Here is a 12,521-nt window from a genome sequence, read left to right on the forward strand (position 1 = left end):
GAGGTATGGCTGAATCCAAGCGTGTCCTCCTCGCCTCGCCGCGCGGCTACTGCGCGGGCGTCGACCGGGCGGTCGAGACCGTGGAACGTGCGCTCGACAAGCACGGTGCCCCGGTCTATGTGCGTAAGGAGATCGTCCACAACCGACATGTCGTCGACACCCTCACCGAGCGCGGCGCGGTGTTCGTCAGCGAGACCGACGAGGTCCCCGAGGGGGCGATCGTGGTGTTCTCCGCGCACGGCGTCTCCCCGGAGGTTCACAAGACCGCCGCACAGCGGAGCTTGAAGACCATCGACGCGACCTGCCCGCTGGTCACCAAGGTCCACCAGGAGGCCAAGCGGTTCGCGCGGGACGACTACGACATCGTCCTCATCGGCCACGAGGGTCACGAGGAGGTCGAGGGCACCGCGGGGGAGGCGCCCGAGCACATCCAGCTCGTCGACGGCCCCGGCTCGGTCGATCAGGTCGAGGTCCGCGACCCCGAGCGCGTCGTCTGGCTGTCTCAGACCACCCTGTCCGTGGACGAGACCATGCAGACCGTCGACCGCCTGCGCGAGAAGTTCCCGCTGCTCAACGACCCGCCGTCGGACGACATCTGCTATGCCACGCAGAACCGCCAGGTGGCGGTCAAGGCGATGGCTCCGCAGTGCGACCTGGTGCTCGTCGTCGGCTCCAAGAACTCGTCCAACTCGGTGCGGCTGGTGGAGGTGGCCCTGCAGAACGGCGCGGTCGCGTCGCACCTGGTCGACTATGCCCGTGAGATCGATCTGGCGTGGCTCGACGGCGTGCGCACCGTCGGCGTCACCTCAGGCGCCTCGGTCCCCGAAGTACTGGTGCGGGGCGTCGTCGAGCTGCTCGCCGAGCACGGGTTCGACGATGTGCAGACCGTCACGACCGCCGAGGAGACGCTGACCTTCGCGCTTCCCCGGGAACTGCGCCCCGCGCGAACCGCAGACTGAGCGCGAGCACGGCAGCGGCGACGACGAGCGCGATCGCGATCCGGAACCCGCCGCCGGGTTCGATGTCTGGTGGTGCGGGGGCGGCGACGGCGTGCGTCCTCGACGAGTCCGGGCGCGACGGCAGATGAGCGGTGAGCGCTGCGACGGGGTCGATGACGCCCGCGCCGAGGGCGCCGTCGCGCCCGCCGCCCTGCGCGGTGGCCACGATCCGCTCGATCACCTCGGGCGCCGACAGCTCCGGAAAGCGTGCCCGCACCAGGGCCGCGGTCCCGGAGACGTACGGTGCGGCGTAGCTCGTTCCGGCCAGCGGCGCCGGACCGCGGTCACCGGCCAACGCGTAGACAGGTCCGATCCCGCGACCGACCGGCGCGACACTGACCACGTCGGTGCCCGGCGCCCCGACCGACACCCACGGACCGCGCAGACTGAACGGCGCGGCGTGCCCGTCGTCGGCGTCGGCGGCCCCGACGGTCAACACCAACGGCGCGAAGCGGGCCGGGGTGGCGATCGTCGCGATCGCGGTCGCCGGATCCGGATTCTGCTCCCGGCACGCGGTGGCCTCGGCGAGATTCCCGGCGGCCACCACGACGACCACGTCGCGGTCGATCGCGTACCGCACGGCCCCGGCCACGGCGTCGTCGTCGAGTCGTGACTCGTCGGCGACGCACGCGGTCTCGGAGATGTTCACGACGGTCGCGCCGAGGTCGACCGCGCGCCTGATCGCCTGCGCCAGCGTGCCCAGCGGTCCGAACCCGACGCCGACGGTCACATCGTCGTCGGCGCGTGAGTTCTTGGCACGGAACGCACCGCTGGACTGGCGGATCGCGATGATCCGCGCCGCCGGCGCCACGCCCACGAAGTCGTCGGCGGGATCGGGGCGGGCCGCGATGATCCCCGCGACGAGTGTGCCGTGCGCATCGCAGTCGCTCAGGCCGTCGCCGTCGGAGACGTAGTCGCCGCCGCCGATCACGCCGGGCAGCCGGCGATGCGGGTTCACCCCGGTGTCGATCACCGCGACGGTGACTCCCTCGCCACGGCTGAAACGATGCGCCATCGCGACGTCGAGCAGTTCATGACCGGCGGGCACGCCCGGCGACGGCGACGCGACCGGCCTCGCGCACCGCGCGAACTGCTCGGTGGCCGTCGGAGGAGCCGCCGGAATCGGAGCGGCGAGCACCGGTGCCGGCAGGAGGGTCGCCGCCGTCAGCGCCGCGACGACGACTCCGATCGCGCGCACGTCACCACTCGCGGACGAGACGATATGCGTCGAGCACCCACAGGAGCAGTGGGATCAGCGCGATCAGCACTGCGAACTGCGCGATCTCGACCGCGCGGACCTGCAGCGGCGAGAACTCACGGCCCGCGGCCACCGTGCCGACCCCGAGGCCGGCCGCGCCCAGTCCGGCCGCGGCGATCATCGCGATCACCGGCGTCGACGCGTCCGATCCGGTCAGCATCGAGGCGACGACGACCGCGGCGATCGCCGCGGCGCCGCCGAGGATCCCGACGGCCGATTGGATTCGATCGACGTGCACGCGGCCGCGGATCAGCAGCGCGGCCGAGGCGACCGCGCAGTAGGCGAGCACCACGGTGTCCGGTGCACCGAGCACGGCCGTCACCGTCACCGACGCCACGGTGAAGACGGTTGCGCCGCCGAGTATCCCGGTCAGAAACGACGACGCCGCCGCGGTCCGTCGGGCGAGGACCTCGGAGTCGGCGAGCGCGAGGTCGGCGAGCGCGCCCAACGGGTCCGGCGGCATCGGTCCGAGCGCATCCACCCCGTCGACCGTCGACCGCCGAGCGGCCGGATCGTCGGTAGGGGGTGCGGCCACCGGAACCGGCGGAAGCGGGAGCCGCGCCAGCGCGATCGATCCGCGACCCGCGAGCGCGAGGATCACCACGCCGACCGCGACGGCGACCGCGGCGATCGACGATGCGGGCGCGTGCCACACGGCGGCGAGAGCGCCGATCGCCGCTGTGGCCGCACCAGCCGTCGCGACGGCGGTGTGCGCGGCGGGAGCGGTCCCGGTGCCGCGACAGCCGACGACCGCGATCGTCCCGGCGGCCACTCCGGCGAGCGCGATCCGCGCAGACGTCGACGGGCCGGCGGCGGCTACGGCGGCGGCCGCGCCGAAGACGCAGGCGCAGATCGAGAGGGCGGCGCAGGTGCGCGGGTCCACCGTCAGGCGACGACCGGCGAGTGCGGCCACGATCAGTGTGAGGGCGACGGCGCCGGTGAACGCCGCGGCTGCCGTCGCACTGCCTGAACACGCGGCCCGCACGCCCGCCGCGGCCGAGACGACGGAGGCCGTCACGGCCGCCGCGTAGGCCGCCCACCGCGCCGACTCCGCGGTCCACTCGCGGCGTGTCTGGCGGGTCAGCGCGGCGACACCGGCGGCGACGTCGTCGACCGCGGCGCCCGGCGACGCGGGCGGGTCGTCGGTGAGGATCAGCAGATCGCCGTCGTGCACGTCGGCGTCGGCCAGGGTCTGCGCGGTGGCCAGCGGACCGTCGCCGATGCGGGCGAGCGTCCAACATCGGTCGGCGTCGTCGACGTGCAGCAAGGCGAGCACATCGGGTAGCAGCGCGGCCAGCGGCAGATCCGCGGGCACCGCCACATCGACCTGCGATCGTCCCCCGACGACCGAGATCCGTACTGATCCAGTCACAACGGTCATTCGACAGACCCTCCCCCGAGGTTCGGTGTAGAACCGACATATCGCCGCAAGGCGACCTGGCGTCGAACTTAACCACAGGTCGTCGCCGCACAGTGGGGGATTCGGGGGAATCATGAGCACTGAGGGTGTTTCGGACGGGTGGGCGAGGCCCGCGTGGTCGCCGACCATCGGACATCGCCGCCGACCGCGGCCGATGCGTAGTGTCCCGCCGCCGGGCGATCTGACCGTCGCGGCGCCGCCGGAACTCTCGCGCGGTGTCCCACAGAACATGCTGTTACGTCTTCTGCCTGCGGTTATGGTCGTCGCCGTGGTCGGCATGATCGCCATGATGGCGATCACCGGAGGCCGCTCGGCGTTCGCCAATCCGCTGTTCCTGATGTTTCCGCTGATGATGGTGATGTCGATGGTCGGCATGGTCGCCTCGGGTGGGCGCGGCGGTCCGGCGCGTGCCGCGGAGATCAACGAGGACCGCAAGGACTACCTCCGGCACCTCGCGCAGTTGCGAGAGACGGCCGACGAGGTGGCGGCGACCCAACGGGCCGACGCCGAACACGATCATCCCGATCCGCGCGCGATCGCCTCGTTGATCGGCACCGACCGCATGTGGGAGCGCCGACCGGCGGACGACGACTTCGGCGACGTCCGCGTCGGCCTCGGCACGCATCGTCTCGCCGGCGATCTGCGTTCACCGGAGACACCGCCCGTCGAGGCCGTCGAACCCGTGTCCGCGGTGGCCTTGCGACGATTCGTCCAGGCGCGTGCCGCGGTCGCGAACCTGCCGACGGCCGTCGCACTGCGCGGATTCCCCGCGGTCAGCCTGTCCGGGCCGCACGACGACGTCCACGCGCTGGTCCGCGCGATACTGACCCGGCTCGCCGTGCAGCACGGACCGGACCACCTCGGGATCGCCGTCGTCGCGGCCGATCCGGTCGCACCGGAGTGGGACTGGCTCAAATGGCTGCCGCACGTCGGGCATCCCGATCGCGTGGACGGTCTCGGGCCGACCCGCATGTTCTATCGCTCGCTGGGCGCCGCCGAGGACGATCTCGCCGAACACCTCGCGGACCGGGGGCGCTTCTCGCGGACCGAACCGTCGCCCGGTCTGCGCCATCTGGTGCTCCTTCTCGGCGACGGCGAGGTGACCGGCGAGGAGGAACTGGCCGTCGGCGCAGGTCTCGACGGTGTGACCGTCCTCGAACTCGGTGCGACGGCCGACTCGTTGGCCACCAGGCGCGGCCTGTCGCTGATCGTCGACGGCACCGCGTTGTCGGCGCGCACGGAGGCGGGAACCGAGGAGTTCGCCGTCGCCGACCGGTGTGCGCTCGCCGACGCCGAGGCGATCGCCCGACGCCTGGCGCGGTACCGGCCCGCGTCGTTCGGTTCGCTGGCCGACCTCGACGTGTCGCTGACCGCCTCCGATCCGGGGATCGGCGGACTGCTCGGTGTCCGGGACGTCGGCGCGTTCGAACCGGCGGCGCAGTGGACCGGACGCCGCGGCCCCGATCGTCTGCGTGTGCCCATCGGGTACACGGCGTCCGGCGATCCGGTGCTGCTCGACCTCAAGGAGAGCGCTCACGGCGGTATGGGGCCGCACGGGCTGTGCGTCGGCGCGACGGGGTCCGGGAAGTCGGAGCTGTTGAGGACGCTGGTCCTGGGTCTGATCGCCACGCACTCGCCCGACGAACTCAACCTGGTGTTGGTCGACTTCAAAGGCGGCGCAACGTTTCTCGGCCTCGAGTCGAACCATGTCGCCGCGGTGATCACCAACCTCGAATCCGAGCTGGAGATGGTCGACCGCATGGCGGACGCCCTGTCGGGGGAGCTGCATCGCAGGCAGGAACTGCTGCGCGCCGCGGGGAACTTCGCCAATGTGACCGACTACGAGCGGGCCCGCGCGGCAGGCGCCGACCTCAAGCCCCTGCCCGCACTGCTCGTCGTGGTGGACGAGTTCTCCGAACTCCTCGCGCAGAAACCCGACTTCGCCGATCTGTTCGTCGCGATCGGTCGCCTCGGTCGCTCACTGCACATCCATCTGCTGCTCGCCTCGCAGCGTCTCGAAGAGGGGCGCCTGCGCGGGCTCGACAGTCACCTGTCCTACCGCATCGGTCTGAAGACCTTCTCCGCCAACGAGTCCCGCACCGTCCTCGGGGTGCCGGACGCATATCACCTGCCGAGCGAACCCGGTGCGGGCTACCTCAAATGCGATTCGTCGACGCCGATCCGATTCCGATCGTCGTTCGTGTCGGCGCCGTACGCGCCGCCGCACGAGTCGAGTTCGAGCGCCGGTTCGACCGGCGGCATCGTGACCGTCCTGCGCGCCGACACCGTGGTCGACCTGCCCGTCGACGACGAGCCGGAGCCCGAGGCGGATGCGATGGGGCCGACCGTGCTGACCACCCTCGTCGGTCGCATCGCCGGTCACGGGGCGTCGCCGCATCCGGTCTGGCTGCCGCCGCTGGAGCACTCGATCGGCCTCGACGCGGTGATCGCTGAGACCGGCGCGGGCGCCGGGGCGCTGTGCGCGGTGATCGGCGTCGTCGACCGGCCGTACGACCAGCGTCGCGAGCCGCTGCGTGTGGACCTGTCCGGATCGGCCGGGCACGCGGCGATCGTCGGCGGCCCGCGATCGGGGAAGACCACCGCGCTGTGCACCCTGATCTCCTCGCTCGCCCTGGGGCACGGCCCGGACCGGACGAGCTTCTACTGCCTGGACTTCGGCGGCGGGGGACTGGCCGCGATCGCCGGACTGCCGCACGTCGGCGCCGTCGCACCCCGTACCCGACCCGACGCCGTGCGCCGCACCGTCGCCGACGTGACCGGGGTGCTCGCCGCCCGCGAGGCCGCCGCCGACGGGTACGCCGACGATGGTTACGGGGACGACGGTTACGGGGACGTCTTCCTGGTGATCGACGGCTTCGCCGTGCTCCGCAGCGAGTTCGAGGACCTCGAACAACAGATCGCCGACGTCGTCGCGCAGGGTCTGTCGTACGGGGTGCACGTCGTCGTCGCGGCCGGCCGATGGGCCGACATCCGCCCGGCCGTCAAGGATCTGCTCGGCACCCGCATCGAGCTGCGGCTCGGCGACGCACTCGACTCCGAGATGGACCGACGCGCCGCAGTCAGGGTCCCCGCCGACCGGCCGGGCCGCGGCATCACCGCCGACGGCCTGCACCAGCTCGTCGCCGTGCCGACCGTCGACGGGTCGACGCAGACCCTGATCGACGCCGTCGCCGCACGGCACCCCGGTCTGCATGCGCCCGCGGTCCGGACGCTCACCTCGTACCTGTCGGCGGCAGACCTCGCCGCCCATCCGGTCGCCGTCGACGTCGGGCAGACGGTGATCGGACTGTCCGAGGCCGCGCTGGAGCCGTACATCGTCGACTTCGGCCGCGAATCTCACCTGCTGGTGTTCGGCGATGCCGAGGCGGGGAAGACGCATACGCTGCGCGTGCTGGTCGAGGGGCTCGTCGCATCCGGTCCGCCGGACCGCGTCAAGGTGATCCTGGTGGACTTCCGGCGCACCCTGCTGGGTGCGGTGCCCGGCGATCACCTGGCCGGATACGCGACGTCGGCGCGGACCGCGGCCCCCATGGCGACCGAGCTCGCCGAAGTCCTCGCCGGGCGGCTGCCCGCCGACGACGCGACTCCAGAGGCGCTCGCCGATCACACGTGGTGGACCGGCCCCGACGTGTATCTGGTGATCGACGACTACGATCTCGTCGCCGGTCCCGCCGGGAATCCTCTCGCGCCACTGACGGATCTGCTCGGTCACGCCCGCGACATCGGACTCCGGGTGATCCTGGCGCGACGTTCCGGCGGTGTCGGACGGGCGCTGTTCGATCCGTTCATCGCACGGATGCGCGACCTGTCGTGCGACGTGTTCCTGATGTCCGGCGATCCCGACGAGGGATATGTGGTCGGCCGACACCGGATGCAGCGGTTCGGCGTGGGGCGCGGCGAATACGTCTCGCGCAGCCGGGCCGCCGACATCGTCCAGATCGTCGCGCCCGACGGCGAGGTCGGGCGATGACCGGCGTCGTCGACCTCGCCTACGGAGAGCACGACCAGGCGGTGGCCGAGCTGCTCGAACACATCGACGACCCGGCGTGGTCGATCACGGTGTCGGTCGCGAACGGCGAGACCACGTGTCCGACCGTCTGGGGCTCACGACGCATCGCCGAACTCCGACGCAGGCTCGACGGTGCCGACGTGGTGCCGCGGGCGATCGCCGTGGCGCGCAGCCACACCGATGCGACGGCCACGCGCTGCGCGGTGATCGAGACCGCGCTCCTGCCCGCCGTCGGACGCTACTGGTCGGCGCATCTGCTGGTCCTGTGCGACGGCGACTGGGCGATCACCGCAGGACTGGTCACAGCGCCCGACGAGGTCGCGGCGGATTCGGACTGGGCGGCGATGATCGCGGCCGTCGACCTCGTCGTCGTCGACGGCCCCGACGAGGAGTCGATCGACGCGGCGATGCGGACGATTCCGGCCGCGACAACCGGTGTGCTCCGCGCCGACCGCGCTCTCGTGGCACGCCACGGCGGTCGGGAACCGTCGATGCGGGAGTCGATCGAGGCCGCGGTCGGGCCGCCGCCCGCTCCGTCGCCCCGGTCGAAGACGCCCCTGGCCGTCGGCGCGGCGCTCTGCGCGCTCCTCGCCGTCGGCCTCGCCCTGGTACGCCCGGGATCCTCGCCCGCCGAATCGGCGACCACCGAACACGCGGTGGGCGACGTCGTCGTCGCCGTGCCCGCGGACTGGCGCCGCTCCGACCTCGCCGACGACCGACCCGATGACGGTTCGGGGGTCCGCGCCGTGTTCGCCGACCCCGCCGACGGCGGTCGCCTGATCGTGGTCGTGACCCCGCTGCGCCCGGGCTCGGACCGCGACTCGGTGTCCGAGAGCCTGGCCAACCGCCTTCTCCAACGCGGCGACATCGGCATCCTCGAATTCGCACCCGACACCGTGTTCGGCGGCCGCCGTGTCATCTCCTACCGCGAGACTCCCGCCTCGGGTCCGCCGATCGCCTGGTACGTCGCCGTCGAGAGCGGTGTGCAGACCAGTGTCGGCTGCCAACGGGGGAGCGGCGACGAGACGATCCACGCGGTGTGCTCGGCCGCCGTCGGCTCGGTGCGGGCACGGCGGAGTCCGTAGGCAGGCCGCATGGGCGATCACCGTCTTCGACCCGGACACCGGCGACCTGACGCTGCGCACCGGCGTCACGGGAAGGCCGCGCGCACCGGTCGCCGCCTCACGATCGGTTTCACCGATTGGAGCGCGACCGTCGATGTCGAGTGGAACTGGAGTCGCTGCGATAGACGATGTGAGGGCTCGGTCAGTACGGGCAGGTGCACCTGTCGGCTTTCACCGCGGACGGCCATGAACATCAGATCGTCGGTGTTGCCCTTACGGTCGATGGTCTCGGTGAGTGTTTCGTCGCTGTCTCTGGCGGACGGCTTGACTCGGGCGGTGGTTGGCGCGACCTAGTAGGTCGGCGAAACGTATCGGGCGAGTCCGACTGGTGGTGGCTAACGCCACCTCTGGGTGGAGTAAGCGCATCTCACGTTGTCTCGTTCGACAACCTACTGTGAGTCACGCCACGTTCAGGTCGGGGTATGACGTTATCCGGCCGCAACGCGGGCCCGACTCAAGTTCACCCATTGTAAAAGGACCACGCAATGTCTCAATTCTGCGCTACAGAGCCCATTCGGGTCGCCGTCACCGTCGACGAACTCATCTTGTGGGAAGGGTCTCCGCTTCCTACGGGGTACACATCCCAGAGAATCGTGTCATCGATGGTGGACGCACTCGGCGAGCGCAACATCTCAGGCTGCTACGGATTCCCGCACACCCATCCCGTCGTCGCGTCCCCACAACTGCGAGAGACCCTTGAGCTGTGGACCGATTCGGGCCACCACATCGGGAATCACACGCATCATCACGCTTCGTTGAATTGGGTGAGCGGCAAGCAATACGTCGACGACATCGATACTGCCGAAGAACACCTGGGAGACTTGCTCGACCGCGCTCCGACGCGGTACTTCCGGTACGCGATGGATATGACCGGTAGATCCGAGTACAAGCGCGGAATGGTCGAGGACCACCTCCGCGACGCCGGCTATACGGTCGCGCCGATCACCGCGTGGTTCGGCGACTTCGCCTGGATCGCTCCGTACTACCGTGCGAAGGTCAATCGCGACGGTGAGGCCCTCGCCATGTTGCGCCAGAGTTATGTCGACGCTGCCGAATTCCACCTGCGCAGTCACGTTCGCGCTGCACGAGAACTATGGAGCACGAACGTACCCTGCATTTGGCTGATCCACTCGACGCCCATCGCCAGCGACATGCTCGGAGCCATTCTGGATCGGTTCGCCGACATCGGCGTCGAATTCATCGGCCTCGATGAGGCCATGCGGCACCCCAGCAACAAACTACTCCCGCCTGTGACCCACTTGTTCCGCAACCATCTGGAGCGCCAGCTCAGCGCCGCCGGAGTCGAACGAGACCAGATACCGCCCGAAATGGCTGCTGCCGTACTGAACGCGAGCCCCCTCGACGGTTACGACAGCTTCCACGTGTACGAGGACCGGATCCTCAAACCGATCGTGAAACGTGTGGGCGGTGAATGGGACTGGGACTGGTCCTAGCTCCGACTCGCCCGCGGTGATCGTGGCGAGGCGAAGCGTATTCGCCGTGGCGAACAGCAACGCGCGTGGCCAGCGGCAGCCCGGAAATGAGGATCGGCGCAGCAGTCACGACGTGCCTGGCGGTGAGGAAGTGAGGACTAGCATCGAATGATGGATCGGCAAGACGAAGCTCGAGCGTTGACCGGTTTGCAGATCTTCCTCGATTGGCTTGAGCGAGAGAGCGAGACGATCGTCGAGGAGATGTTCGCCGCGGTCGTTCGCACTACCCCCTTAGTGGCCGGCACCGACGATGATCGCGCACTCTTGCGCTCTGCCCTGACTGCGCACCTGCCGGTCCTCTACCAGGTCGCCGAGACCGGAGACGTGCGGCCCCAGGTCCGGCTTGCGGCACCGGCGAGGCGCTGGGCCAAGCACCTGGCGACCTCGGGAATCGACCTTCCGGAACTGGTCCTCGCCTACGACACCGCCGGCGATGTGGTGGTTCGGATGTTCGCCCACTCACTGCGCAACGATCGGCCCCGCGTCGACGACGCCACGCGAGCAGATGCGCTGGAGATCGCCATGGATCGGCTCTACCGCTACCTGCGAGCGGCGATGACCGCCGCAGTCGCACTCCATCTGCGCGAAATCGAACTGCTGCGCCGTCGCACCGTGTCCGACCTGCATGAGTGGATACGGCGCGTACTGAGCGACGACGTCGACGAGGCCGCCGCTCAGCAACGCCTCAACTACGGGTTCAAGGGTTACCACGTCGCATTTGTCTTGTGGTCCGATGATCCGGCGGGCCCCGAGCTCGATCGGGCCGCGGCGCACGTGAAGGCCGCAACGCGGGCGCGGCAACTCCTGCAGCTTCCCATCGACCATCACACGATCCACGGCTGGCTGGCTCTGGAGTCCCCGTCGTTGAACACTCGCTCGCTTTCCGACGATCTTCCGAACGGGGTAAGGGCCGGATTCGGGGCCGCCCACCCGGGAATAGTCGGGTTCCGCACCAGCCATCGCGAGGCGCTCGAAGCGTGGCGTGTGGCAACTACCTTCCGCCCAGAGCCGCGTCTCATCCATTTCGACGACGTGGCACTGATTTCCATGGGTTCTCATGCCGACGACTTGGCTAGATCGATCGTGACCAGGCGAGTGGGACCGCTGCTGGACCAGCCCGTCCTGATACTCACGCTGCGGGTCTGGTTCGGCGAGTCGGGCAGCCCCACCAGAACTGCGCGAGCGCTGGGGCTTCACACCAATTCCGTGATCAAACGCCTGGAGCGGATCGCCGAGCGACTGCAGATCGAACTCGACCCGGGAGACCTGCTGCTGCGCGTGGCCATCGAGTTGGTCCCGCTGGCCGATCACTCCGCCCCTCGGTAGCTGCTGTCAGGCGGTCGTGGCGATTCCACCGTCGACCGGGATGATCGCACCGGTCAGGTAGGCACCGGCCTTGCTTGCCAAATAGGTAGCCGCACCGACGACATCCTCGGGACGACCGATACGGCCCAGCGGTGACAATGCGGCGATCCGATTGCCGTCGGCGGCGAGGACGGCGTCCATCATCCGAGACTCGAACGGTCCGGGTGCGATGGCGTTGACGGTGATTCTGGACTCGCCGAGGTCGCGCGCAAGATGCCGAGTCAGTTGGTGCACCGCCGCTTTGCTGGCCGAGTACGAGTACGAGGGCGTCTCGGGCACGCGGAGGCCGCCGTCGATGCTGCCGATCATGATGACTCGGCTCGGGTTGTCGGCGGTTCCCGACCTCGTGAGCGTTGGCAGCAGTGCTTGTGTCAACAGGAAAGGGACTCGAACGTTGAGGTCGACGACCTTGTCCCAACCAGATACCGGAAATTCTGCGATCGGCCGTCCCCAGGTGGTGCCCGCGTTGTTGATCAAGACGTCGAGGCGTCCGTAGTCGCGATTGATGTGCTCGGCCAAGGACTGCGGAGCACCGTCTCGGGCGAGGTCGACCTGTACGGTCTTCAGACCCGACCGGCGTGCCCGTTCAAGCGACTCGGTCTTGCGGCCGGCGACGATCACCTGCGCGCCCTGCGCGAACAGGCCTTCAGCGATCATTGCGCCGATGCCACTGGTCCCACCTGTCACCAAGACGAGCTTTTCTTCGACGCTGAAGAGATCTGTGTAGTCCACGCGGATAGTCATGAGGAGGGTTGTCCGTTCTGTTCATTGGGACGAGCACCGGCGGGCGGAATGAGCACTGATGGTCCACGCGTGCGCCGGCGAGGTGTGGA

General features: G+C 69.6%; 8 protein-coding genes. 5 read left to right on the forward strand and 3 right to left on the reverse strand.

The window, feature by feature from the left end:
- Positions 1-5 precede the first annotated feature (5 nt).
- A complete protein-coding gene (locus tag BKA16_RS10400) occupies positions 6-959 on the forward strand; it encodes a 4-hydroxy-3-methylbut-2-enyl diphosphate reductase (RefSeq protein ID WP_183370580.1) in 954 nt (317 codons plus the stop codon).
- Here BKA16_RS10400 and mycP read toward each other — a convergent pair.
- Both mycP and eccD read right to left on the reverse strand, forming a co-directional pair.
- On the reverse strand, positions 889-2,196 hold the full coding sequence (gene mycP / locus BKA16_RS10405; protein ID WP_343067362.1) for a type VII secretion-associated serine protease mycosin: 1,308 nt from the start codon (positions 2,194-2,196) through the stop codon (positions 889-891). The two genes, BKA16_RS10400 and mycP, sit on opposite strands and share 71 nt — an antisense overlap.
- A 1-nt stretch (position 2,197) precedes the next feature.
- Positions 2,198-3,637 (reverse strand): type VII secretion integral membrane protein EccD, encoded by a 1,440-nt coding sequence (gene eccD, locus BKA16_RS10410; protein WP_183370581.1) that lies wholly within the window; start codon positions 3,635-3,637, stop codon positions 2,198-2,200.
- 112 nt (positions 3,638-3,749) lie between these two features.
- Here eccD and eccCa point away from each other — a divergent pair, with 112 nt between their 5' ends.
- The 4 genes from eccCa (at position 3,750) to BKA16_RS10430 (ending at position 11,649) form a co-directional block, all read left to right on the forward strand.
- Entirely contained in the window at positions 3,750-7,667 is a 3,918-nt protein-coding gene (gene eccCa, locus BKA16_RS10415; RefSeq protein ID WP_425489490.1) for a type VII secretion protein EccCa, read from the forward strand.
- The gene (locus BKA16_RS10420) at positions 7,664-8,791 is read left to right on the forward strand and encodes a type VII secretion-associated protein (protein ID WP_183370583.1); all 1,128 of its coding nucleotides are present in this window, start codon (positions 7,664-7,666) and stop codon (positions 8,789-8,791) included. The genes eccCa and BKA16_RS10420 overlap by 4 nt, the downstream gene beginning before the upstream one ends.
- 641 nt (positions 8,792-9,432) lie before the next feature.
- Complete coding sequence (locus tag BKA16_RS10425; RefSeq protein WP_246371721.1) at positions 9,433-10,284, forward strand: polysaccharide deacetylase family protein; 852 nt, start codon at positions 9,433-9,435, stop codon at positions 10,282-10,284.
- 150 nt (positions 10,285-10,434) lie between these two features.
- Positions 10,435-11,649, forward strand: a complete 1,215-nt coding sequence (locus BKA16_RS10430) for a PucR family transcriptional regulator (protein ID WP_183370585.1) — start codon at positions 10,435-10,437, stop codon at positions 11,647-11,649.
- A 6-nt stretch (positions 11,650-11,655) separates the two neighbouring features.
- On the opposite strand, the gene BKA16_RS10435 is transcribed toward BKA16_RS10430, so the two are convergent.
- On the reverse strand, positions 11,656-12,432 hold the full coding sequence (locus BKA16_RS10435; RefSeq protein ID WP_183370586.1) for an SDR family oxidoreductase: 777 nt from the start codon (positions 12,430-12,432) through the stop codon (positions 11,656-11,658).
- Positions 12,433-12,521: the final 89 nt, after the last annotated feature.

Source organism: Gordonia humi (genome assembly GCF_014197435.1).
GTDB classification, from domain to species: domain Bacteria; phylum Actinomycetota; class Actinomycetes; order Mycobacteriales; family Mycobacteriaceae; genus Gordonia; species Gordonia humi.

Excerpts from the sequence above, each read along its gene's own strand:
- eccCa (WP_425489490.1), top strand. The coding sequence starts at position 3,750 with ATGAGCACTGAGGGTGTTTCGGACGGGTGGGCGAGGCCCGCGTGGTCG.
- BKA16_RS10430 (WP_183370585.1), top strand. The coding sequence starts at position 10,435 with ATGGATCGGCAAGACGAAGCTCGAGCGTTGACCGGTTTGCAGATCTTC.
- BKA16_RS10425 (WP_246371721.1), top strand. The coding sequence starts at position 9,433 with ATGGTGGACGCACTCGGCGAGCGCAACATCTCAGGCTGCTACGGATTC.
- eccD (WP_183370581.1), bottom strand. The coding sequence starts at position 3,637 with ATGACCGTTGTGACTGGATCAGTACGGATCTCGGTCGTCGGGGGACGA.
- BKA16_RS10435 (WP_183370586.1), bottom strand. The coding sequence starts at position 12,432 with ATGACTATCCGCGTGGACTACACAGATCTCTTCAGCGTCGAAGAAAAG.
- BKA16_RS10400 (WP_183370580.1), top strand. The coding sequence starts at position 6 with ATGGCTGAATCCAAGCGTGTCCTCCTCGCCTCGCCGCGCGGCTACTGC.
- BKA16_RS10420 (WP_183370583.1), top strand. The coding sequence starts at position 7,664 with ATGACCGGCGTCGTCGACCTCGCCTACGGAGAGCACGACCAGGCGGTG.